Source organism: Chelativorans intermedius, from assembly GCF_025398255.1.
In the GTDB taxonomy this organism is placed as follows: domain Bacteria; phylum Pseudomonadota; class Alphaproteobacteria; order Rhizobiales; family Rhizobiaceae; genus Chelativorans; species Chelativorans intermedius.
Genome location: NZ_JAODNW010000001.1, coordinates 345,685 through 368,484, shown reverse-complemented (window position 1 = coordinate 368,484; position 22,800 = coordinate 345,685). Strand labels below are relative to the sequence as shown.

Annotated in this window: 23 protein-coding genes; 6 read left to right on the top strand and 17 right to left on the bottom strand. The window is 67.2% G+C overall.

All coding sequences use genetic code 11. The annotated features are described in order from the left end of the window. Window positions 1-203: 203 nt before the first annotated feature. Window positions 204-1,457: a threonine ammonia-lyase IlvA gene (gene ilvA, locus NYR58_RS01855; protein WP_261518696.1), complete on the bottom strand. Its 1,254-nt coding sequence runs from the start codon at window positions 1,455-1,457 to the stop codon at window positions 204-206. A gap of 125 nt (window positions 1,458-1,582) precedes the next feature. On the opposite strand from ilvA, the gene NYR58_RS01850 reads away from it, so the two are divergent. Together NYR58_RS01850 and rpmG are read left to right on the top strand one after the other, a co-directional pair. Beyond that, window positions 1,583-2,755, top strand: coding sequence for an alpha/beta hydrolase (locus NYR58_RS01850; RefSeq protein WP_261518695.1), 1,173 nt, complete (start codon window positions 1,583-1,585; stop codon window positions 2,753-2,755). A 118-nt stretch (window positions 2,756-2,873) separates the two neighbouring features. Next, window positions 2,874-3,041 carry a 50S ribosomal protein L33 gene (gene rpmG, locus NYR58_RS01845; RefSeq protein ID WP_261518694.1) on the top strand — a complete coding sequence of 56 codons (168 nt, stop codon included), beginning with the start codon at window positions 2,874-2,876 and terminating at the stop codon, window positions 3,039-3,041. A 338-nt stretch (window positions 3,042-3,379) separates the two neighbouring features. Here rpmG and NYR58_RS01840 read toward each other — a convergent pair whose 3' ends face one another. Both NYR58_RS01840 and NYR58_RS01835 read right to left on the bottom strand, forming a co-directional pair. Further along, window positions 3,380-4,753, bottom strand: a complete 1,374-nt coding sequence (locus NYR58_RS01840) for a PleD family two-component system response regulator (RefSeq protein WP_261518693.1) — start codon at window positions 4,751-4,753, stop codon at window positions 3,380-3,382. Window positions 4,754-4,787: 34 nt separating this feature from the next. Then, on the bottom strand, window positions 4,788-5,159 hold the full coding sequence (locus NYR58_RS01835; RefSeq protein WP_261518692.1) for a response regulator: 372 nt from the start codon (window positions 5,157-5,159) through the stop codon (window positions 4,788-4,790). 215 nt (window positions 5,160-5,374) lie between these two features. On the opposite strand from NYR58_RS01835, the gene NYR58_RS01830 reads away from it, so the two are divergent. Continuing rightward, window positions 5,375-5,659, top strand: coding sequence for a DUF3572 domain-containing protein (locus tag NYR58_RS01830; protein WP_261518691.1), 285 nt, complete (start codon window positions 5,375-5,377; stop codon window positions 5,657-5,659). 5 nt (window positions 5,660-5,664) lie between these two features. Here the strand turns inward: NYR58_RS01830 and NYR58_RS01825 are convergent, their stop codons facing one another. Next, window positions 5,665-6,285, bottom strand: coding sequence for a GNAT family N-acetyltransferase (locus NYR58_RS01825; protein WP_378074577.1), 621 nt, complete (start codon window positions 6,283-6,285; stop codon window positions 5,665-5,667). Window positions 6,286-6,315: 30 nt separating this feature from the next. Here NYR58_RS01825 and NYR58_RS01820 point away from each other — a divergent pair, with 30 nt between their 5' ends. From NYR58_RS01820 to NYR58_RS01815, 3 genes are read left to right on the top strand one after another with little or no spacing between them, the layout of a single operon-like run. Continuing rightward, entirely contained in the window at window positions 6,316-7,617 is a 1,302-nt protein-coding gene (locus tag NYR58_RS01820) for a DNA polymerase IV (RefSeq protein WP_261518690.1), read from the top strand. Window positions 7,618-7,651: 34 nt separating this feature from the next. Beyond that, window positions 7,652-7,960, top strand: a complete 309-nt coding sequence (locus NYR58_RS20555) for a DUF3653 domain-containing protein (protein WP_390880914.1) — start codon at window positions 7,652-7,654, stop codon at window positions 7,958-7,960. Between the two features lie 52 nt (window positions 7,961-8,012). After that, on the top strand, window positions 8,013-8,891 hold the full coding sequence (locus NYR58_RS01815) for an ATP-binding protein (protein ID WP_261518689.1): 879 nt from the start codon (window positions 8,013-8,015) through the stop codon (window positions 8,889-8,891). 16 nt (window positions 8,892-8,907) lie between these two features. Here NYR58_RS01815 and NYR58_RS01810 read toward each other — a convergent pair whose 3' ends face one another. From NYR58_RS01810 to argS, 13 genes are all read right to left on the bottom strand, one after another. Then, the gene (locus NYR58_RS01810) at window positions 8,908-10,167 is read right to left on the bottom strand and encodes a peptidoglycan DD-metalloendopeptidase family protein (protein ID WP_261518688.1); all 1,260 of its coding nucleotides are present in this window, start codon (window positions 10,165-10,167) and stop codon (window positions 8,908-8,910) included. Window positions 10,168-10,245: 78 nt separating this feature from the next. Next, window positions 10,246-10,896 carry a protein-L-isoaspartate(D-aspartate) O-methyltransferase gene (locus NYR58_RS01805; protein ID WP_261518687.1) on the bottom strand — a complete coding sequence of 217 codons (651 nt, stop codon included), beginning with the start codon at window positions 10,894-10,896 and terminating at the stop codon, window positions 10,246-10,248. Next, entirely contained in the window at window positions 10,893-11,651 is a 759-nt protein-coding gene (gene surE / locus NYR58_RS01800) for a 5'/3'-nucleotidase SurE (RefSeq protein WP_261518685.1), read from the bottom strand. Before surE ends, NYR58_RS01805 begins: the two co-directional genes overlap by 4 nt. A gap of 2 nt (window positions 11,652-11,653) precedes the next feature. Continuing rightward, window positions 11,654-12,952 carry a serine--tRNA ligase gene (gene serS / locus NYR58_RS01795; protein WP_261518684.1) on the bottom strand — a complete coding sequence of 433 codons (1,299 nt, stop codon included), beginning with the start codon at window positions 12,950-12,952 and terminating at the stop codon, window positions 11,654-11,656. Between the two features lie 79 nt (window positions 12,953-13,031). Next, a complete protein-coding gene (tatC, locus tag NYR58_RS01790; RefSeq protein ID WP_261518839.1) occupies window positions 13,032-13,820 on the bottom strand; it encodes a twin-arginine translocase subunit TatC in 789 nt (262 codons plus the stop codon). Window positions 13,821-13,870: 50 nt separating this feature from the next. Then, complete coding sequence (tatB, locus tag NYR58_RS01785; protein WP_261518683.1) at window positions 13,871-14,392, bottom strand: Sec-independent protein translocase protein TatB; 522 nt, start codon at window positions 14,390-14,392, stop codon at window positions 13,871-13,873. Between the two features lie 38 nt (window positions 14,393-14,430). Then, window positions 14,431-14,652 carry a twin-arginine translocase TatA/TatE family subunit gene (locus NYR58_RS01780; RefSeq protein WP_261518681.1) on the bottom strand — a complete coding sequence of 74 codons (222 nt, stop codon included), beginning with the start codon at window positions 14,650-14,652 and terminating at the stop codon, window positions 14,431-14,433. Window positions 14,653-14,686: 34 nt separating this feature from the next. After that, a complete protein-coding gene (locus NYR58_RS01775; protein WP_261518680.1) occupies window positions 14,687-15,790 on the bottom strand; it encodes an ABC transporter ATP-binding protein in 1,104 nt (367 codons plus the stop codon). A gap of 38 nt (window positions 15,791-15,828) precedes the next feature. Next, complete coding sequence (gene scpB / locus NYR58_RS01770) at window positions 15,829-16,566, bottom strand: SMC-Scp complex subunit ScpB (protein ID WP_261518679.1); 738 nt, start codon at window positions 16,564-16,566, stop codon at window positions 15,829-15,831. Then, a complete protein-coding gene (locus NYR58_RS01765) occupies window positions 16,563-17,363 on the bottom strand; it encodes a segregation and condensation protein A (protein WP_261518838.1) in 801 nt (266 codons plus the stop codon). Before NYR58_RS01765 ends, scpB begins: the two co-directional genes overlap by 4 nt. Window positions 17,364-17,443: 80 nt before the next feature. Beyond that, the gene (nagZ, locus tag NYR58_RS01760) at window positions 17,444-18,463 is read right to left on the bottom strand and encodes a beta-N-acetylhexosaminidase (protein WP_261518678.1); all 1,020 of its coding nucleotides are present in this window, start codon (window positions 18,461-18,463) and stop codon (window positions 17,444-17,446) included. A 52-nt stretch (window positions 18,464-18,515) separates the two neighbouring features. Further along, on the bottom strand, window positions 18,516-20,942 hold the full coding sequence (locus NYR58_RS01755) for an SPOR domain-containing protein (protein ID WP_261518677.1): 2,427 nt from the start codon (window positions 20,940-20,942) through the stop codon (window positions 18,516-18,518). A gap of 98 nt (window positions 20,943-21,040) precedes the next feature. Continuing rightward, window positions 21,041-22,798, bottom strand: a complete 1,758-nt coding sequence (gene argS, locus NYR58_RS01750) for an arginine--tRNA ligase (RefSeq protein ID WP_261518676.1) — start codon at window positions 22,796-22,798, stop codon at window positions 21,041-21,043. Between the last annotated feature and the right edge of the window lie 2 nt (window positions 22,799-22,800).

Genomic DNA, 22,800 nt, shown 5'->3' with positions numbered 1-22,800 from the left:
CTTCGGCGTCGGCTCGATCCCGGGCGCGGATTTGGGGCATCCCTACAGCATTTTGCAGCCAGATGGAATCATCTGGCGACGCACAAATGCCGCAAAAACAAATAGATGGACCGGATCAGCGTTTCATTGAAACGATGAACCGGTCTAGCGGTCGGGCGTGTGCAGCTAGAGCACTCAGCCCAGGAACAGAACGATATGGGCGCTCATATCAGCATCCCTGCGATGGTGTCGTTGTCGGTAATGTCCTGATAGGCCCAGCCGGCCTCGTCGAAACGCCGCTTCAGCAGGGCAAAGTTGCGGGGATCCTTCGTCTCCAGCCCGATGAGCACGGAGCCGAAATTGCGCGCCGACTTCTTCAGATATTCGAAGCGCGTGATGTCGTCGTCCGGCCCCAGCAGTTCCAGAAAGTCGCGCAGGGCGCCGGGCCGCTGGGGAAAGCGGAAGATGAAATACTTCTTCAGCCCCTCGAATCGCAGTGCCCGTTCCTTCACCTCCGGCAGGCGCTCGAAGTCGAAGTTGCCACCGGAAATCACCGCCACCACCGTGCGCCCCTTGAGCGTCTTGCGCGGGAGGTCTTTCAGCGAATCGATGGCCAGGGCGCCGGCTGGTTCCAGCACCACACCCTCGATGTTCAGCATCTCGATCATCGTGGCGCAGAGCCTGTTCTCGGGAACGATATTGACGGTTTGCGCGGAAAAACTCTTGAGGCGCTTGAACGGTTCGCGGCCGATCTCCGCCACCGCCGCCCCATCCACGAAATTGTCCACCCGCTCAAGTTTCACCCGCTTGCCGGCGGCCAGGCTGCGCTGCAGGCTCGGCGCGCCGGCGGGCTCGGCAAAGAGGAAATCCGCTGCCGCGCCGATGTCGCGCAGATAGCCGGTCACGCCGGCCGCCAGCCCACCGCCGCCCACCGGCAGCAGCACCAGCGCCCCGTCGAGATTGTCCAACTGGCCCGCCAGCTCGTGCGCGACCGTCGCCTGCCCTTCGATGATGTCCGGGTGGTCGAAGGGCGGCACCATCAGCGCGGCGTTGGCGGCGGCGAAATCCGCAGCCGCCCGATAGCAATCGTCGAAATAGTCGCCGACAAGCCGCACCTCGATGAAGTCGCCGCCGAAAAGCCGCGTCTTGTCGATCTTCTGCTGTGGCGTCGTCACCGGCATGAAGACCACCCCCTTGCGGCCGAAGTGGCGGCACGCGAAGGCAAACCCCTGGGCATGATTGCCGGCCGAGGCACACACGAAGCTGTCCACCCCGGCCGTGGCGGACAGCGCCTTGCGGATGAAATTGAAGGCGCCGCGCAGCTTGTAGGAGCGCACGGGCGTCAGGTCCTCGCGCTTGAGAAGCACGCGCGCACCGGTCTTCTTCGACAGATAGTCGTTTTCCTGCAGGGGTGTTTCGGGAAAAAGGGCGCGCAGGGCATCGGCGGCCTGTCCGACACGCTCGACAAATGATCTCATCTCGCCTCCGTTCCCACCCTTGGCTTTCCTCGGCTGCGGCTGTATCGCATATCGGATGATGCGAAGCCACACCAGGGCGGACCGGCCGGGCCGCCCGCACTGACCGATACGAGTTGTCGCCGAAAATGCCATTTGCCTCCATATCCAGGCGCCTTCTTCCGTTGCTGCTCGTGCTGCTTGCGGCCGGCTGCGCCTCTGTGGACCGGCACCGCCTGATCGCCGAGACCATCGCCCCGGCCACGCCGGCGCAGCTCTCCGCCCTGCACCGCATCTTCATCGCCACGTCGCGCGAGCGCACGCCGGCGCCGGGCGTGATCTTTTCCGGCGAACGCGCCCAGCAGACCGCATTCGCCTTCGTCGACATCTCCGTACCTGCCATTCATCAGGCGGGTCGGGAGGAACGCTCCCCCTCCCCGCGCGTGGCCGATCCCGCGCGCTATTTCGCCGCCAGAAGGCTCGGCATTTACGGCGGAGAGAAGGGCTTCCGCGATGCGCTCGCCCGCGACATCGCCGCGCGCGGCGGGCGGGCGCTCGTCTTCGTCCACGGCTTCAACACCGGATTCGACGATGCCGTCTACCGCATCACCCAGATCGTGCACGATTCGGGCTATCTCGGCGCGCCGGTCCTGTTCACCTGGGCCTCTGCCGCGCGAACCGTGGACTATATCTACGACAACAACAGCGCCACGGCGGCGCGCGACGCGCTGGAGGAGACGCTGCGGCTCGTCGCCAGCGCCGGCGCCAGGCGCATCGACATCGTTGCCCACTCCATGGGAAGCTGGGTGACCATGGAGGCGCTGAGGCAGCTTGCCATTGCCGGCGACCGGGATCTTGGCGGCCGGCTGGCGGATGTCGTGCTCGCCTCCCCGGACATCGACGTGGATGTCTTCAAGACGCAGATGCGCCGCTACGGCGTTCCAGAGCAGAACTTCTTCATCCTGACATCGCGGGACGACCGGGCGCTCGACGTGTCGCGCCTGATCGCCGGCAACCGGCCGCGCCTGGGCGGCGCCATAGACGCGCAGGAGCTTGCCGGATACGGCGTGACCGTGATCGACGCCACCGAGCTCTCCTCCCCCAGCGGTCTCAACCATTCCAAGTTCGCCGAGAACCCGCTTCTCGTGCGCCTACTGGGCGAGGGACTTGCCGCATCGCGGAACGGCCCCACCCCGTCCGAACAGGAGATCTCCCGGCGAATCGAGCGGCTGACGCGCGGCATCGGCCAGACCATAGGCTCGGCGGCAGAGCTCATCGTCACCACGCCCTTCGAGGCGCTGAACATCGCCGTCGGCCAGTAGGCAGGCGCACACGGGCTTGACTTTCCCGGCATTCCCTTTATGTGTCCGGCGAGTTTTCCGCGCCCCGGCGCCAACGCCTGCGGGCCGCCACCTTCACGACAAGAAACGGACGAATGCCATGGCCAAGGCCACGACCATCAAGATCAAGCTCCAGTCGACGGCCGACACGGGCTACTTCTACGTCACGAAGAAGAACAGCCGCACGATGACGGAGAAGATGACCAAGCGCAAATACGATCCGATTGCGCGCAAGCATGTCGAGTTCAAGGAAGCCAAGATCAAGTAGGCTCAATCATATCTGACACACGAAAGCGGCGCCCCATGGGCGCCGTTTTCGCATGTGCGGAAATGAAAAAGGGGCCGACCGGCGGAACTGGCAGCGGTACGAGGAGGCCACTTTGAGCCAGCCGCCGGCCGGCCGACCCCACGGAACCCAGGAGATGCGGCGGACCTGAGCATCATGGGGTATTCCACCTGATGGCGCCGCGCCTCCCCAAGCGGCGGGTCCACCATCGGTTGCAAGAGTCGCGCAACTGCTCAAGAAAATCAACAATTACTTAACCATCGTGAGAGGCGGCCTCGCATTAGGGTAAATGCGTAACCATGCCCTGCCGCCCTGCGCCGTCACGCGGCTGGCGCCACCACCCGGTTGCGCCCGCCCGTCTTGGCCTCGTAGAGGGCCATGTCGGCGCGCTTCATCAGCGCCTCCACCGTATCGCCGGGCATCTTCATCGACGCCACGCCGAGGCTCGCCGTCACCTCGATGGCCGGCCCGCCCTCGCCCACCGGAAAGGGGCCGCTGGCGATCTCGGCACGGATGCGCTCGGCCACCTTCTCGGCCACGGCAAGCTCCGTGTCCGGCATGACGACCACGAATTCCTCGCCGCCGTAGCGGCACACGAGATCGATGCCGCGCAGGTTGCGGCGCAGCCGCTCGGCGAACGCCTTGAGAACGGCATCGCCCGCATCGTGGCCCAGCGTATCGTTGATGGACTTGAAGCGGTCGATGTCGGTGATCATCACCGAGAGCGGCCGCTTGCGCGCGGCGGCGCGGTCGAAGAGGCTCTTGAGATGGCTGTCGAGATAGCGCCGGTTGTGCAGGCCCGTCAGCGGGTCCGTCACCGCCATCTCCACCGTGCGGGCAACACTGGAGCGCAGGCGGTCATTGTAGCGCTTGCGGCGGATCTGTGTGCGCAGGCGGGCGATCAGCTCCTGGCGCTCCACCGGACGCAGCACATAGTCGTTCACCGCCAGCTCCAGCGCGCGGATGATGCGCGCCTCGTCGTCTTCGCGGGCCAACAGCACGATCGGCACGAGCCGTGTACGCTCCAGCGCGCGCAGTTGCGAACAGAGCCGCAGCGGGTCGTAATCGGCAAAGTCCGCAGAGACGATGATGCATTCATAGGCGCCCTCGCCCGCCTGCTGCAGCGCCTTCTGCGGCTCTCCCACCACATCGACGGCGAAGCTGCCGCGAAGCAGCCGGGTGACGTTGCGGGCCGAGGCGGCATCCTCCTCCACCAGGAGCACCGGCGGCGTCTCTCCGCAATCGCCGCACTTCCTGTCGAGAAGCTGCTCGATGCCGATGTTGCGCGTGGTCGCCGCGCGCAGGCGCAATTCGTCGGTGAGCGCCTTCAGCCGCACAAGGCTTTTCACCCGCGTCAGAAGCTGCAGGTCGTTGACCGGCTTGGTGAGGAAATCGTCGGCCCCCGCCTCCAGCCCGCGCACGCGGTCGGCCGGCTGACCGAGCGCAGTGACCATGATGACCGGTATGTGGGTGGTGGCCGGGTCCGCCTTCAGCCGCCGGCAGACTTCGAAACCGTCCATCCCCGGCATCATGACATCCAGAAGAACCACATCGACCTTGCTGCATTCGCAGATCTCGATGGCGTCCTGCCCGGTGCTGGCGGTGACCACCTCGTAGTACTCGGCAAGAAGCCGTGCCTCCAGGAGCTTGAGATTGGCCGCCACATCGTCGACCACGAGGATGCGGGCTGTCATGGCCGCCTCCCGATGAATGCCCCCCCGGTGCCCATCAGGCGTCTCCGAGATAGGATTTGATGGTTTCGATGAAACTGGAGACCGAGATGGGCTTCGAGATGTAAGCCTCGCAGCCTCCCTGGCGGATCCGTTCCTCATCCCCCTTCATGGCAAAGGCGGTCACGGCGATGACCGGAATGGAATGCAGATCGTCATCCTCCTTCAGCCACTTGGTGACCTCGAGGCCGGAGACCTCGGGCAACTGGATGTCCATGAGGATGAGATCGGGGCGCTGCTCGCGCGCCAGCTCCAGCGCCTTGAGTCCGTCGCGCGTGCGCACGGTCTCGTAGCCGCTGGCCTCGATAAGGTCGCGGAAGAGCTTCATGTTGAGCTCGTTGTCCTCGACGATCATGACCTTCTTCGGCATTGGCTCCCCTAGCGCTCAAACGCGGCCTCTCCCGCCCGCCGCGGGCAGACGCATCCGCCGATCCCCGCAAGTCTTATGGCACGATTTGATTTACGAAAAGAAAAAGGATCCGCCGCGAATTGATCGGTTCGGCAACAAGCCCCGCGGGCCGCTTGCGCGACGGACGCTTTGGCCTTATCGCCTGCGGCAGAGCCGGGCTTGAGGAGACGCCGCCCATGCAGCAGGAACAGGCCGAAGCGATTGCCATAGACGCCCTCTCCTTCATCGCCTCCGATCCCGATCTGCTGCCCCGTTTCCTGGCGCTGACGGGCATCGAGGCGCGCCACATCCGCAAGGCGGCGGGGGAACCGGGTTTCCTGGCGGGCGTGCTGCAATTCGTGCTGGCCCACGAGCCCACCCTCATGGCCTTCTGCGAAAAAACCGCCATCCCGCCGCGGCAGGTGGAAGCCGCCCACCGGGCGCTGCCGCTGGGCGAGGAAGGCTGGGACATCCAGCCCTGAACCGCTCACAGCACGCGCCGCATCAAAGGCCGGCCGGGCTTGCGCTCGGCCACGGTCACGAAGCCCGCCCTGTCGAAAACCCGCTGAGAGCCGGCGAAGAGGCCGATGGAGCGCGAATCCTTCGACTGGCGCATCGGGCAGGCCTCCAGAAGCCGCGCCCCTTGCGCACGGGCATAGGCAATGCCGGCCTCCACCAGCGCATGGGTGTGGCCGCGCCCGCGCGCCGAGGCGCGGACGAAGAAGCACGAGATGGCCCACACGGCAGGATCATCGGCCGGCGCATCCTCCAGCGGCGCGGAGACGCGGCCGCGATTGTTCCACTCCGGCACGTCGAGCCGCGGGCCGATCTGCATCCAGCCATCCGCCCTCTCCCCATCGAAGAGGAGAAGCCCCGGCGGCGGGCCGGCCTCGATCCGTTCGCGGATATGGTCCTTGTTGCGCCGGCGGTCGTTCTCGCGGCGCACGGCCGGCGGCAGGCGGAAATGGGTGCACCAACAGCCATAGCAGGCCCCCTGCTTGCCGAACAGATCCTCGAACGCCGGCCAGAGCTGCGGCGTCAACGGGACGATGGAGATCGCCACGCTCCCTCTCCTGTGCTTGTGCGCGGAGGCGCCATGCTTTATCATTCTGTTCTCTTTATGTTCTCATAATCGGCCATGGCTGTCAACGCTTCGCCCGGTATCTGCCGCGACTGCCTCTCCCGCCCGCAACCGGGGGTGCGGCGCTGCCCTGCCTGCGGCAGCCCGCGCGTACTCCACCACGAAGAGCTTTCCAGCCTTGCCATTGCCCATATCGACTGCGACGCCTTCTATGCCGCCATCGAGAAGCGCGACAATCCTGCCCTGCGCGACAAGCCGCTGATCATCGGCGGCGGCAAGCGCGGCGTCGTCTCCACCGCCTGCTACATCGCCCGCATCAACGGCGTGCGCTCGGCCATGCCGATGCTCAAGGCTCTGGAAGCCTGCCCGCAGGCAGTGGTGCTGAAGCCCGACATGGAAAAATATGCGCGGGTCGGTCGCCAGGTGCGCGAGATGATGCTGGCGCTCACCCCGCTGGTCGAGCCGCTCTCCATCGACGAAGCCTTTCTCGACCTTTCCGGCACGCAGCGGCTGCACGGGGCGGAGCCGGCCATGGTGTTGGCCCGCTTCGCCGCCCGGGTGGAAAAGGAGATCGGCATCACCGTGTCGGTGGGCCTTTCCTACTGCAAGTTTCTCGCCAAGGTGGCTTCCGACCGCGACAAGCCGCGCGGCTTTTCCGTCATCGGGCGCGGCGAGGCGCTCTCTTTCCTGGCCGGCCAGCCGGTGACCACCATCTGGGGCGTCGGCAAGACCTTTGCCGCCACGCTGGCCCGCGACGGCATCCGTACCATCGGCCAGCTGCAGCGCATGGAACGGGCCGAGCTCATGCGCCGATACGGCACCATGGGCGAGCGCCTTTACAGCCTGTCGCGCGGGCAGGACACACGGGCGGTGAAGCCGCAAGGCGCCGCCAAGAGCGTATCCTCGGAGACCACCTTCGACCACGACATCGCCGCCCTGGAGGATCTGGTGCCGGTGCTCAGGGCCCTGTCCGAACGGGTCTCGGCGCGGCTGAAGAAGGCGGACATCGCCGGGAGAACGGTGGTCCTGAAGCTGAAGAGCGCCGACTTCCGCATCCGCACGCGCAACCGGCAACTGGGCGACCCCACTCGGCTTGCCGACCGCATCTTCCGCACCGGCCTCGACATGCTGAAACGCGAGGTGGACGGCACCCGCTTCCGCCTTCTCGGCATCGGCGTGGCCGATCTGACCGACGCGGCCAAGGCCGACCCGCCCGACCTGGTCGACACGCTGTCGCACAAGCGGGCCCTCGCCGAAGGCGCCATCGACAGCCTGCGGGAGAAATATGGCCGCCAGGCGGTGGAGACGGGCTACACCTTCGCGCGGGCAAGGAACGCGCGTCCGCAGCGCGACAGATAGATGGCCCGCCGCCTCCTGACACCCGCCGCTACCGTTGCCGCGCTCCGCTTTCGCCGTCCGGCCTTTGTCAAGGAACTCGGGAAACGGGGCGCGTCCAACGGCCCTGCGCCATGGCTCCGGGCGTTCGTCGCTCGAAAAGGCAAAGGGTTGGCGGGGATGGAGATTCTGCGCGGTGCGGATCCTGTCCCCGCGCGGGCGCGCGGTGCGCTCGAAGCGGCGGAGAGCCCGTTTCGCCAAGGCGCCGCAAGGCGGGAAAAGCCCCGCGCCAGGCGCGCGATTTCGATATTGTGCCCGCAGCTATAAACTCCGCATCCAGAGGCTTGAAAACACACCAAGGGCGTGACAGAACCGTACCGTACGGTACTCACCAGAAGCCGGCGCTTTGCGAGGATGGAATGGACGAGAAAAGCATCGAGATGCTGAACGAGAAGCTGGAACGGCTGATCGGCATCGTTTCCCGCATGGCCCCTGCTCCCTCTCCCGAGCCATGCTTCGAGGCGGCCGACTGCTTCGTCTGGCAGGCCGAGCGCGGGGCGTTTCTGCCCGTCTCCCGCGTCAACCGGGTGGACCTGTCCCTGATCCGGGGCGTGGAGCGGGTACGCGACATTCTTCTCGACAACACGCGGCGCTTCGCCACCGGGCTGCCGGCCAACAACGCGCTCTTGTGGGGCGCGCGCGGCATGGGCAAGTCGTCGCTGGTCAAGGCGGTGCACGCCGAGGTGAACCGGACGCGCAAGAAGGCCGCCCTGCCCCTGAAGCTGGTGGAAATCCACCGCGAGGACATCGAGAGCCTGCCCAGGCTGATGAATCTGGTGAAGACGGACCGGCACCGCTTCATCCTGTTTTGCGACGACCTGTCCTTCGACCACGATGACACGTCCTACAAGTCGCTGAAGGCCGCGCTCGAAGGCGGCGTGGAAGGACGGCCGGACAACGTGATCCTCTACGCCACGTCCAACCGCCGCCATCTCCTGCCGCGCGACATGATCGAGAACGAACGCTCGACGGCCATCAACCCCTCGGAAGCGGTGGAGGAAAAGGTGTCCCTCTCCGACCGCTTCGGCCTGTGGCTCGGCTTCCACAAATGCTCGCAGGACGAGTATCTGGCAATGATCGAGGGCTATGCGCGCTATCACGATCTGCCCGTCGATGCCGAGACGCTGCGCGCCGAGGCGCTGGAATGGGCGACCACACGCGGAAGCCGCTCGGGCCGCGTGGCCTGGCAGTTCATCCAGGACCTGGCGGGACGGCTGGGCAGAAGGCTGAAGGCGTGAAACCCGGCGCGCCGGCCTATTCCAGATAGCGCATCGGATCGACCGGGCTCGTGCCCTTGCGCACCTCGAAATGCAGCTTCGGCCGGTCGGCATCGCCGCTCATGCCCGAAAGGGCGATTTCCTGGCCGCGCCGGACATTGTCGCCGCGCTTGACCTTGAGGCTGGAGGCGTGGCCGTAGACGGTGACCAGGCCGTCCTCATGGCGCACCAGCACGGTGTTGCCGAAGCCCTTCAGCCCGTCGCCGGAATAGATGACGACGCCGTTTTCGGCCGCGCGCACGGGCGTTCCTTCCGGCACGGCGATGTCGATGCCGTCATTGCCACTGCCGAAGCCGGTGACGACGCGCCCCTGCACTGGCCAGCGCAAACGGCCGACTCCCGTGGCATCGGGCGCGATGGCCGCCACCTCGGTGGCCTCCTCGATGTTGCCGGCGCTCTCCTCTTCCTGCACGGGCGGTGCGGCGCTGACGACCCTGGGCTTTTCCTGCTCCTGGCTGCTGGCGGCAACCTTGGTGACAGGGGCCGGACGGGATGGTGCGGGCGTCGGCCTTTCGACTGGCTCTGCCGCCGCCACGCTGGCGCCGGCGGCGGGGATGGTCAATGTCTGCCCAACCCGGATCATGCCGTCGGACAGGCCGTTGGCCTGCTTGATGCGCTCGACGCTGACACCTGTCTTGCGCGAAATGCCATAGAGCGTGTCGCCCGAGACCACCGTATAGGTGCTGCCCGGGCTGGGAGCGGCATTGTCGGTGCGGCTGTCGGTGCGCTGTGCGGGCTTCGGCGCCTGCGGCAGCACGGCGACCTGGGCCTGCGGCGGCTCGACCGGCTGGGGAGCGGGCGACGTGCCGCCGCGCGTGTCGGGCAAGGCGGCAGCCTGCACCGGCTGCGGCGCCTGCGCCGGCGGCGGCAGCGGCTGGGAAGAGACATCCTGGCGCACCGGCTGGCTTGCCGGTGCCGCGGCATAGCCGGGACCGGAGGGCGGAGGCAAGGGCGCGTCCGCCCTGTTCTGCACACTGCCGCCGCCGACGGGCACCTTCGGCCGCACAATCTTGTCGTATTCCGGCGCGCTGCGCCGGCCTTGCGGCATGTCGCCGGGATAGGGCTGGTCCGCCTGGGCGACCGTCACCGGCGCGCTGGCGGTGGTGGAATTGGTGACGAGACCGTCGTCCAGACTGGCGGCACCCGAAGTGCAGCCGGCGGCAACTGCGCCCACCACGAGGACAGCCGCGCCCCGCGCCAGGAGGTTTCGATGATGCCCGGTGATGCCGAAACGCATGTGGCTACTCGCACTTATCCCGTTACTCGCGACAGCCACGATTAAAGCGCGTTAATGTTACCGTCGGGTTAACCCGCATCAAAGGGCCAGGGCGACACCGCGGGTAAGCGGCTGCAGGCGCACGGGCTCCAGCACCGTGCGCTCGAAGCGGCTGCCGACCTTGACGAACTTCGTCATCGTCTGCACGTCCTCGGCCGGCCCCACGGGCGCCACCATGATGCCGCCGCTGACCAGATAGTCCACGAAATGGCGGGGCGGCTCCTCGAAGGCGGCCCAGACGACGATGCGGTCGAACGGGCCGTCGGCTGGCCCCTCCAGCCCGTCCGCCTGGCGGGCAACGATGTTTTCGAGCCCGAAGCCCTCGTGACGAAGCTGCGCCTGCTCGACGAGCGTCCTGTAGCGGTCGATGGTGACGACGCGCTCTGCAAGCCGCGCCATAACGGCCGCGGTATAGCCGGAGCCCGTGCCGATCTCCCACACGCGCAGGCCGGGCTTGAGCTCCAGCGCCTCGATCACCGTCGCCTGCAGGTCGCAGCCTTCCAGCGTCTCGCCGCATTCGATGGGCACGGTGCGCTGCGACCAGGCCCACTTGCGCCATTCGGCCGGCACGAAGCCCGAGCGCGGCGTCGCCTCCATGGCCGCGAACAGCGCGTTGGAGCCGATGCCGCGCGCCCGGCAGCGCAGCATGAAGGCGGCAAATCCCTCGCGCTCGTCGTCGGTTGCCGTCACGAAAGCGCCTTCGAAAGCCGCTCGCGCACCTCGTGCGCGGTCAGATCCAGATGCAGGGGAGTGACGGAGATGTAGCCGTCGCGCACGGCGGCCTGGTCGCTGCCCTTGCGCACCTCCTCCTCCTTGCGGCCGAAGCGCAGCCAGTAATAGGGAAAGCCGCGGCCGTCGCGCCGCTCTTCGATCCACAGCCCGTGCACCAGCTTGCCCTGGACGGTGACGCGCGTGCCCTTGACCGCCTCCGGCGGGCAATTGGGGAAATTGACATTGAGGAAGACGCCGCGCGGCAGCTCGGTCTCGACCAGCTTCTTGAGCAGCGGCGGCGCCACCGCCTCTGTTGTCTCCCAAGGGATATAGCGGATGTCGTCGGCGAAATCGTAGGCCTGGCTGAGCGCGATGGACCGGATGCCCAGCAACGTGCCCTCCATGGCGCCGGCCACCGTGCCCGAATAGGTGACGTCGTCGGCGATGTTGGTGCCGTTGTTGACGCCCGACAGAATGAGGTCGGGCGGCGCGTCCATCACCTTGCGCACGCCCATGATGACGCAATCGGTGGGCGTGCCGCGCAGGGCGAAGTGCCGTTCGTCGATCTTGCGCATCCTGAGCGGCTCCGAAAGCGACAGCGAATGCGCAAAGCCCGACTGGTCGGTCTCCGGCGCGACCACCCATACGTCGTCGGAAAGCGTGCGGGCGATCCGCTCCAGCACCTGCAGGCCCTCGGCATGGATGCCGTCATCATTGGTCAGAAGAATGCGCACCGTCAGTCTCGCCCAGCTTCGATTCGCGTCATGCCTCCCATATAGGGCTGCAGGATTTCAGGAATGCTAATGCTGCCGTCCTCGTTCTGATAGTTCTCCATCACGGCGATCAGCGCGCGGCCGACGGCGACCCCGGAGCCGTTCAGCGTGTGCACGAAATGCGCCTGCTTCTCGCCGGCACGCCGGTAGCGCGCGTTCATGCGGCGGGCCTGAAAATCGCCGCACACCGAGCAGGAGGAGATTTCCCGATAGGCATTCTGCCCCGGCAGCCACACCTCGATGTCATAGGTCTTGCGCGCGCCGAACCCCATGTCGCCGGTGCAAAGCACGACGGTGCGGAAGGGAAGCCCGAGCTTCTTCAGCACGGTTTCTGCGCATTCGGTCATGCGCTCGTGCTCGGCGATGGAGCTTTCGGCATCGGTGATGGAGACGAGCTCGACCTTGTAGAACTGATGCTGGCGCAGCATGCCGCGCGTGTCGCGCCCGGCAGAACCGGCCTCTGAGCGGAAGCAGGGAGTGAGCGCCGTGAAGCGCAGGGGAAGCCTTTCGGCGTCCAGGATCTCCTCGCGCACGAGATTGGTGAGCGGGACTTCGGCGGTGGGGACGAGCCAATGGTGCTCGCCGGCTCGGAACAGATCCTCCGCGAATTTCGGCAACTGGCCGGTGCCGAACATCGCCTCGTCGCGCACCAGAAGCGGCGGCTGCACCTCCGTGTAGCCGTGCTCGCCCGTGTGCAGGTCGAGCATGAACTGGCCGAGCGCGCGTTCAAGCCGCGCCAGAGGCCCCGACAGCACGGTGAAGCGGCTGCCCGACAGCCTGGCCGCGCGCTCGAAATCCATCATGCCGAGCTGCTCGCCGAGCTCGAAATGCTCCCTGGAGGCGTTCGCCCGCCTCGGCTCGCCGATGCGGCGGATTTCCACATTGCCGCTCTCGTCCGCACCCACCGGCACATCGTCGAGCGGCAGGTTGGGAATGCGGGCCAGCCGGTCGTGAAGGGCGGCATCGAGCCTGCGCTCCTCCGCCTCCCCATCCTGCACGAAGCGCTTGAGCTCGGCCACCTCGGCCTTCAGCGCCTCGGCGCGCGCCGTCTCGCCGGCGGCCATCGCCTTGCCGATCTCCCTGGAGGCGGCGTTACGGCGCTCCTGCGCCTCCTGCAGCCGCACGAGATGGGTGCGGCGCGCCTCGTCGGCGGCCAGCACGGCGTCGACCTCGGAACGCGCCTCGCCCGCCGCCTGGCCGCGCTCTTCAAGCGCGGCGACAAGGGCTTCGGGGTTTTCGCGAATCCATTTTATATCGAGCATGATGCGGTTCCGGGCGTGTGCGTGATCTCTCGCCCGAAGATGCGCCGCGCGGGCGGCGGAGGGAGGCGGTGCGGAGGCTCTAGCCCGTTTGCGAGCTGGCCGTCGAGCCGGCGCTCTCCTTCTCCGCTTCTTCCCTCTCGCGCCTGCGCTCCACCATCCGGGCGCTCCAGATGGCAATCTCGTAGAGAAGGATGGTGGGAAGCGCAAGACCGATCTGGCTCACCGGATCGGGCGGAGTGAGCACCGCGGCGACGATGAAGGCGCCGACGATGGCATATTTGCGCTTGTCCACCAGGCCGGTGGAGGTCAGCAGGCCGACGCGGGCCATCAGTGTCGTCACCACCGGAAGCTGGAAGACGAACCCGAAGGAGAGGATCAGCGTCATGATGAGACCGAGATACTCCGACACGCGCGGCAGCAGCGAGATCTGCACCTCGGTGCCCGGCCCGACCTGCTGCATGGACAGGAAGAACCACATCACCATGGGCATGAAGAAGAAATAGACGAGCGCCCCGCCGATGATGAACAGGATGGGCGAAGCAATGAGGAAGGGCAGGAAGGCGCGCCTCTCGTTGCGGTAGAGACCGGGGGCCACGAACTTGTAGACCTGGGTGGCGATGATCGGGAAGGCGAGCACCAGCCCGCCGAACATGGCAAGCTTGATCTGCGTGAAGAAGAATTCCTGCGGGGCCGTATAGATGAGGTCCACCTTTTCCGAATCGAGCCCCGCCCAGTTGCTGGCCCACTGGAAGGGGATGACCAGCAGATTGAAAATCTGCTTGGCGAAGAAGAAGCAGAAGAGAAACGCCACGAAGAAGGCCGCGATCGCCCAGATCAGCCGCGAGCGCAGCTCGATCAGGTGCTCCATCAGCGGCGCGGAGGACTTGTCGATGTCGTCGTCGTCGTTGTTTGCTGCGCTCACGACGCGGTTCCCGCCTTTTTCTTCTTGTTGCTCCCGCCGCTGCGCGACGCCGGCTTAGCAGCCGCCCTGGCGGCGGGCTTCTTCGCGGTGGAGGGCCCGGCCGCCTTTTTCGGCGCGGGCTTCTTCTCCTTCTTCGGCGTCGCCGCTGCCGGCGGCGCCGGTGTCGAGGGCGCGACCTCCGCCGGCTTGTCCGGCTGTTTCGCCGCGCCGCCCGGCTTCATCGCCTCGTCGAGCCCCTTGCGCACGCTGCGGCCGGCCTCCTCGAACGAGCTCAGATGCTTGCGGATCTCGCCGCGCGGATCGAGCTTACGCGCGTCATCCACCAGGCCCTTCACGTCATCGAGCTCGGCCTCGCGCAGCGCCTCGTCGAACTGCTTGCGGAAATCGCCGGCCATCGACCGAAGTTTCGACGTGGTGCGGCCGAAGCCGCGCAGGACGCGCGGCAGATCCTTCGGCCCGACGACGACGATCAGCACGATCGCGATGACGAGCAGCTCAGGCCATCCGAGGTCAAACATCAATCACCGTTGCAAGGAAAGGCGGCAAACGCCGCAGATCAGGACTTGCTCGCCTTTTCCTTGGCGCCCTTTACCGGCTCGTCGGCTTTGTGTTCGACGGTCTTGGCGGCCTGGGCATCGTCATCCTCGGCCATGCCCTTCTTGAAGCTCTTGATGCCCTTGGCCATATCGCCCATCAGCTCGGGGATCTTGCCCCGCCCGAAGAGAAGCAAGATGACGACAAGCACGATGAGCCAGTGCCAGATTGAAAAGGAACCCATATCTCTCTGCCCGTTTCCTGAGGTCTTTCCTGATTTATGCGCTTTCGCGGCGTCTTTCAAACACTAGAACGTCACTGCGGTTCACATTCAACGATATATCGCGAACGCCCGGGGGAAGCTGGCCGCGCCGGATGCGGGCCCGCAGATGTTCGTCGCACCCTTCCACCGCCAGATCAAGAAGCTCGACGACGCCGAGGAACCGCCGCGAGAGGATGCGCGCCGCCACACCCTCCCCCGCTTCCGCGACGTCGAAGCCGGACAGGCGGATGGCCACGGTCACCGGCTCGCCGTCGTTGCGTCCGGGAGCCGGAAAGCGGCCAAGCGGCGTGTCCGCCGCGCCGCCCCGCACCCGCGCGTCGAGAAGATTGAGCTCGGAAAAGAAGCCGGCCACGAACAGATCCGCCGGGTGCAGGTACAGCTCCTCCGCCGTCCCCACCTGCACCAGCCGGCCATGGCGCAACAGCGCGATACGGTCGCCGAGCCGCATCGCCTCCTCCGCATCGTGGGTGACGACGATGGCCGTCGCCCGGCTCTGGCGCAGGATGGCCAGCGTCTCGGCACGCACCGTGTCCTTCAGCCGGGAATCGAGACCGGAAAAGGGCTCGTCCATCAGCAGCACGGCCGGGCGCGGGGCCAGCGCGCGGGCAAGCGCCACGCGCTGCTGCTCGCCGCCCGAAAGCACATGCGGATAGGCCCCGGCATAGCGCGCCAGCCCCACGCGCTCAAGCGCGATCATCGCCTCGCCCCTCGCCTCTTCGCGCGACAGCGCGGTGAGGCCGAAGCGCACATTGTCGAGGATGGTGAGATGCGGAAAGAGGGCGAAATCCTGGAAAACAAGGCCGATGGAGCGCTGCTCGGGCGGCAGGAAGACGCTGGGACCGGCGATCTCCCGGTCGTTGAGCAGCACCCGGCCGGCACTCTGGGTCTCGATGCCGGCGGCGATTCTGAGCAGCGTCGTCTTGCCGGACCCCGAAGGCCCCAGAAGGCACAGAACCTCGCCGGGCTCAGCCGTCAGCGTGACGTCGTGAAGCGTGGCCTGATGAGGCGTGAAACGATGGCCGATGCCCTCGAACGCCAGACGCGCGGCAAACGTCACCCCGGCGGTTACCCGCGCCGGCTTTTCATGCATCTCGCTCATCGCTGTGATGTTCTCATCTCCGGCCCCGCCGGAAGCGGTCAATCATCCTCGACGCGCGGTGTCAACAGGCCGAGTTCTTCCAGATCGACATCGGTCAGCGGATCCTCGTCCTCGCCCAGCGCATCGGCATCGGCCGGCGGCTGCGGCACCGCAAAGTTGGACGGCATGCGCGGCGAAAGCAGGCCCGCGCCCTTGAGCTCCTCCAGGCCCGGCAGGTCGCGCAGCTCTTCCAGGCCGAAATGGTCGAGAAACTCCGTCGTCGTGCCATAGGTGACCGGGCGGCCCGGCGTGCGCCGGCGCCCGCGCATGCGCACCCAGCCAGTCTCCAGGAGTGTGTCCAGCGTGCCCTTGGAGGTTTCCACACCGCGGATTTCCTCGATCTCGGCGCGGGTGACGGGCTGGTGGTAGGCGATGACGGCCAGCATTTCGAGGGCAGCGCGCGACAGCTTCTTCTGCTGCATGGCCTGGCGGCTCATGAGAAAGGCCAGATCGCCGGCGGTGCGGAAGGCCCAGCAATCGGCAACCCGCACGAGATTGACGCCGCGGCGGGCATAATCGCTCCTGAGGTCTTCCATGACGGCCTGGACATCCGTGCCCTCCGGCAGGCGCTCGGCAAGCGCGCGGGTGGAAACCGGCTCGGCACTGGCGAACACCAGTGCCTCGGCCATGCGTTTGGCCTCCGCGAAGGCGACACTGCGGGCCGGCGCATCGTGCGCTTCCGCCGCGGGCGCCTTCTCCTCGGCGCGGAAAGGAACCACATTGGCGCTTTCGTTCATGGCATTTCCCGGTTGTCGATCGGCGGCTTGGAGCCGCCGCGCATGTAGAGGGGCGCGAAAGGCGCGCTCTGGCGAATCTCCAGCGCCCCCTCGCGCACCAGTTCAAGGCTTGCGGCAAAGGTGCTCGCCACCGCAGTGACACGCTCCTCTGGACGGGTGAGATAGGCGATCAGGAAACGGTCGAGCGCCGTCCAGTCGGACAATTCGCCCATCATGCGGGCTAGAATGTCGCGCGCCTGCTTGAGCGACCACACGCCGCGCTTGGCGATCTGCACATTGGTGATGGCGCGGCGCTGGCGCTGGGCGGCATAGGCGGTGAGCAGATCGTAGAGCGTCGCCGAATAGGCGCTCTTCTTCTCCACCAGCACCGGCTCCGGCATGCCGCGGGCGAACACGTCGCGCCCCAGCCGGTTGCGGTTGACGAGGCGGGCAGCGGCATCCCGCATGGCCTCCAGCCGCTTCAGGCGAAACTGCAGGAGCGCGGCCATCTCCTCGCCCGAGGGCTCCTCGTCGTCCTTCTGCCGCGGGATCAGCAGCCGCGACTTGAGATAGGCGAGCCAGGCGGCCATCACCAGATAGTCGGCCGCAAGCTCCAGCCGCATGCGCCGCACCCGCTCGACGAAGGCCAGATACTGCTCCGCCAACGCCAATACGGAGATGCGCGCCAGATCCACCTTCTGGTTGCGCGCCAGATGCAGGAGCAGGTCGAGCGGCCCCTCGAAGCCGTCCACATCGACGGTAAGGGCCGGCTCCGACACTCCGCGCCCGGCGCCATCCTCCGCCCACAGCTTCTCCATGGGGATGGGCTTGCCGGGCTCCTTCCTGTCTGCCGCATTTTTCGCCGCTTCGGCCACCGTCAGCCTTTCCTTTTCGTTGCTCAGGCCACAGCCGCAAGAAGGCTGTCGAATTCGGTGCGCGCCGCCGCCTCCACCGTGTCGTCGGCGGGCTGGCGGCGCGCAAGCGCCGCCTCCGCCCGCGCCAAGGCACGCCCGGCCAGCACCGGCACCTGCCTGGCCACCGCCTGCATCTGCGCCATCACGCCGTTGCAATGAAGGACGAGATCGCACCCGGCTTCAAGGATGGCCTGCGTGCGCGCCCCGTAATCCCCAGAAAGCGCGTCCATCGACACGTCGTCGCTCATCAACAGCCCGTCGAAGCCAAGCTCCGCGCGCACGATCTCTGCAATGACGCGCCGCGAGGTCGTGGACGGGTTGTCCGGGTCAATCGCCGTGTAGACCACATGCGCCGTCATGGCCATGGGCAGCGAACGCAACTCCCTGAAGGGCACGAAATCGTGGGCTCGAAGCGCCTCCAGCGGCGCATCGACGCGCGGCAGGGCCTTGTGGCTGTCGGCGCCGGCGCGCCCGTGGCCGGGAATGTGCTTCATCACCGGCAGGATGCCACCGGCCATCAGGCCCTCCGCCTGCGCCCGACCGAGGGCGGCGACGGCCTGCGGATCGCCGCTGAAGGCGCGGTTGCCGATGACATCGTGCGCGCCGGGCACCGGCACGTCGAGCACCGGCAGGCAGTCGGCACACAGGCCGTAACGCGAAAGATCGAAGGCATGGAGCCGTCCCATCAGCCAGGCGGCCCGCAGGCCGGCTCGCGCATCGCGCGCATGGAGCGCGCCGATGGCGCTGGCGGGGGGATAGTCCGGCGCCAGCGGCGGACGCAGGCGCTGCACGCGCCCGCCTTCCTGGTCCACGAAGACGGGGGCATCGGCGCGGCCCACGCTGTCGCGCAGCGCCGCAGTCAGCGCGGCAAGCTGTGCCCCGTCGGCGACGTTGCGCGCAAACAGGATGAAGCCCCAGGGGCGCTCGCCGCGGAAAAAGGCGGCCTCCTCCGCCGAAAGCCGGGTGCCGGCAAGCCCCAGGATCATGGCCTTTGATTCGCTCATGAGGGAATCATAGCGCCAAAGGCGCCGCCATGACATGCCGGGCGTACGCCGTCTATCGGGAGACGAAGCAGTTGCCGCCGGCGCCCTTGATGCGCTCGCAAAGGCGAATGGCCTCGTCCTTGGATGAAGAGGGAATGCGCACGCGGTAGAAGGTGCCCCTGCCCTCGATGTCGGCCTTGACGATGTTCACGCCCCTACCCTGCAGAAGGCTGCCGTAGCGCTCGGCCAGCTCGCGATAGGACTGCTGGGCGCCTTGGAGGCTGGGCTGGGAGGAAATCTGCACCGACCAGTCGCTTTCGGCGGACGGTTGGACGGCAGCGAGCTGGGTGGAGGCCGTCTGGCGCGCCGGGGCCTGTGCGGCGGCAGCGGTCTGCCGGCTGGCGGCGGGAACGACGGCGGGACGTGACGGCGGGATCGGCCCGGTGCGCGGGATCGAGACCTGGGCAACGGCGGTATCCGTCGCTTCTTCCCCCGCGGCGGGCTGACCGGCGGTCTCCTCCGCCACAGCCTCTCTATCGGCCGGCCGGGTCGTCTCAGCGGCGGGGCTTTGCTGCCCACCGGAGGCGGCGAGCGCCTGCCGCACGGCCGCATCCGGGTTGACGCTGACGCCGGGAAGCCCGCCATCCGCATCCTCGGCATTGCCGTTGGCGGTGGCGGCCGCCGTGCGGGTGGCAGCGCCGGACTGCGGGGCATCGTCCGCCGCATCGGCGGCAGCCTGCGCCGCCACCGGCGGCTCGTAGGGCTGCATCGCGCCGTTGGGCCGCACCACGAAGGTGCGCACGCGCCGTGCAGCCACCGCGGCGGTCTCCTCCGCCTCGGCGTCGTCCACCGGCGTGCTCTCCAGCCGATCCTCGATCTTGGCCGTGCCGGCGTCCTGGCTGCCCTCTCCGGCAGGCGGCAGATCCAGCGGCTCCTCGACCGAGGACACAAGGCGTGTCTGCGACGGCTGGGTTTCCGGCGTCTCGCCGGCAACCCGCCGATAGACCTGGTTGTCCTGATTGGGAATGGTCGTGCCGCCGGGATCCTCCGGCTTCACCTTGACCGGCGAGTCTTCGGCGCGCACCACGGCCGGCCCGGCATCGCCCGCACCGTCGCCGCCGGATAGCGCGAAGACGGCCACGCCCCCAAGGACCACGACGCAGCCGACCGCGGCTGCCACCAGAACGGGCGTGCCGATGCGGCGCTTCTCTTCGGGCTGCGGCGGCGCGGCCGCCAGCTCCGGTTTCAGTTCGTCAGACGGCGGCACCCAGGAATCGGAAGCAAAGGCTCCGGCGGCGTCCGCGGCTGGCGCGGGCTGCAGACCGGAGCGCGCATAGGCGGCGGCACCCGCCGCAACGCCTGCGCCGATGCCGGCGGCCAGCAACTCCTCAATCTCCCGCTCGGTATCGTCCTCGCCGCCGCTCTGGGGTCCGGCGGGGGACGGCGTATCCGTCCATGGCCGCTGGCGCGTCTCCGGCGTGACGTCCGCCTCTCCGAACGCGCCGGACAGAAGGTCTTCGATCTCGTCGAAATCGTCCTTGGCCCGCTTCTCCTCGTAGGAGACCTCGGGCACGTCGAGATTGTCGGCCAGGGGAACCGTTTCCTCGGGGATATCCACCGTATCGACCGGCGGCGGGCCGGTGTCCCCATCGCGCCGCGCAGGTGTTGCCGCTGCCTCGTCATGGGTCGCCGCCCCTGCGGCGCCGCCAAGGAATGCCTCCGGCGACCAGTCGCCCAGCGCGCCACCTTCGCTGCGCGCCTCGTACTCATCCTCGCGCGGCGCCGGTGCCTCAGCCCAGGCGCTCTGCGAGACTGCCAGCGGCTCTGCGGAGGAGGCCGAAGAAAAGGTACCCGCCACGGGCATGGCGGGCTCGTCCTCAGCCGGGGGCGCAGGCTCGGGGGCAGCGGCCTGGATCTCGCGTGCGGCCGAGGCGGGATCTGCCTCATTCTCCCCGTCGGACGCGGGCCTGAAGAACGGCTCGGCGGCGGTAAAGGTGGCGCGTGAAAGCACCTCTGCCAGGGACGGGGCGGACTGCGCATCCGCCGCCTGCGGCTCCCCGGCGAACGGTTCCTCGGCGGGAAGGGTCTCGGACGGCGCAAACTCGGACTCCGTCTCGCCGGCCACCTCGGCGACCGGGTCCCGCCGCTCGCCGCCCTCCCCAAGGGCGAAGATGTCGTCGAACACGCTGTCGAGATCGTCGAAATCGGGCGTCTGCGCCGCATCCTGCGATGGGGGCGCGGGCTCCGCCGCCTGCGCTTCCGGCGCGGCCGCGTCTGCCTCGTCCGCCTGCAGATCCAGATCGCCCATCAGCTCGCTTTCGAGCTCAAGGGCCAAGCTGTCGTGGGCAAGGCTGTCGGTCTCTTCCCGTTCGCTTTGCACCGACGCCGCCGCGCGGTCGGAAAGCAGATCCTGATTCATGATCTGCGTCAACTCGGCGAACGGATCGTCCTGCGTCAGCTCCTTCGCCTCGACGGCGCTCGGATAATTGCTGTCAGCCATGCCTGTTCCCACACTCAGTCGGACGTCCGCGGACGTCGCACTGCAAATTCGGCCCTACCAGTGCATTGTGGGCAAAAGGTGACAGTTTCCGCCTGTTTTCAGCGCATTTCCGCCGGCGCCTCCGCCCCAACGAGCGTCAGTCCCGACGTCACGACATCGCAGACAGCCTGCACCAAGCCCAGCCTGGCACGAGTCAACTCTGGGTCGTTAACCTTAACAAAACGTAACGCGGGAGTCTCGGTGCCCCGGTTCCATTGTGCGTGGAACTGGCTGGCGAGGTCGTAGAGATAGAAGGCGAGCCGGTGCGGCTCCAGCGCCTGTGCCGCACTTTCGACAAGGCGCGGATACTCCGCCAGCTTGCGGATGAGCGCAATCTCGCCCTCGTCGGTCAGCAGGTCGAGATGGGCGCGCAGGTCGGCCCGCTCCAGACGTTCGATGCCGAGCTGCTCCCGCGCCTGCCGGAAGACAGAATGGCAACGCGCCGAGGCGTATTGCACATAGAAGACCGGATTGTCCTTCGACTGCTCGGTGACCTTGGCGAAGTCGAAATCGAGCGGCGCATCGGACTTGCGGTAGAGCATCATGAAGCGCACCGGATCGCGCCCCACCTCGTCGATGACGTCGCGCAGCGTCACGAACTCCCCTGCCCGCTTGGACATGCGCACCGGCTCGCCGCCGCGATAGAGCTTGACGAGCTGGCACAGAAGCACAGTCAGCTTCAGCCTGCCGTCGGAGATGGCGCGCGCCAGCGCCTCCAGCCGCTTCACGTAGCCGCCGTGGTCGGCACCCAGAACATAGATCAGGTGCTCGAAGCCGCGCGCGTACTTGTCCTTCATATAGGCCACGTCGGCGGCGAAATAGGTGAAGCTGCCATCCGACTTGATGAGCGGGCGGTCGATGTCGTCTCCCACCTGGGTGGAGCGGAAAAGTGTCTGCTCGCGGTCTTCCCAGTCTTCCGGCACCTGCCCCTTGGGCGGCGGCAGCTTGCCCTTGTAGACATGACCCTTCATGGTGAGATCGTTGATCGCCGAGCGGATCTTCCCGCCGTTGCCGGCATGCAGCGAGCGCTCGGAAAAGAAGACGTCGTGATGCACGTTGAGGGCCGCCAGATCCTCGCGGATCATGGCCATCATGGCGTCGATGGCGCGCTCCTTGACAATCTCCAGCCGTTCCGCCTCCGGCATCTCCAGAAGCCTGGTGCCGAACTCCTCGGCGAGCGCAGCGCCAACGGGCTTGAGGTAGTCGCCGGGATAAAGCCCCTCGGGAATGGCGCTCACCGTCTCGCCCAGCGCCTCCCGATAGCGGACGAGGACCGAGCGGGCGAGCACGTCGATCTGCGCGCCGGCATCGTTGATGTAATATTCGCGCGTCACGTCATAGCCGGCGAAGGCAAGTAGATTGGCCAGCGCATCGCCCACCACGGCGCCCCGGCAATGGCCGACATGCATGGGGCCGGTGGGATTTGCCGACACGTATTCGACATTCACCTTCTGCCCCGCCCCCATCTGCGAGCGGCCATAATCGGTGCCCATGTCCAGCATCTCGCCAAGGCGGGCCTGCCAAAAGCCATCGGCCAGCCGCAGATTGACGAAGCCTGGACCGGCCACGCTGGCTTCCGCCACGTCGGGGTCCTCGGCCAGGGCAGCGGCCAGCCGTTCGCCCAGGGCGCGCGGATTCTCGCCCACCGCCTTGGACAGCACCATGGCGGCATTGGTGGCCAGATCGCCATGGCTGGGGTCGCGCGGCGGCTCGACGGTGACGCGCCGCAGGTCGAGGGTTCCCCCATCCCTGGGCTTGAGCCCCAGCCTTTCGACGGCCTTGACGATCCGATCGGAAAAATCGGCAAAAATGTTCATGG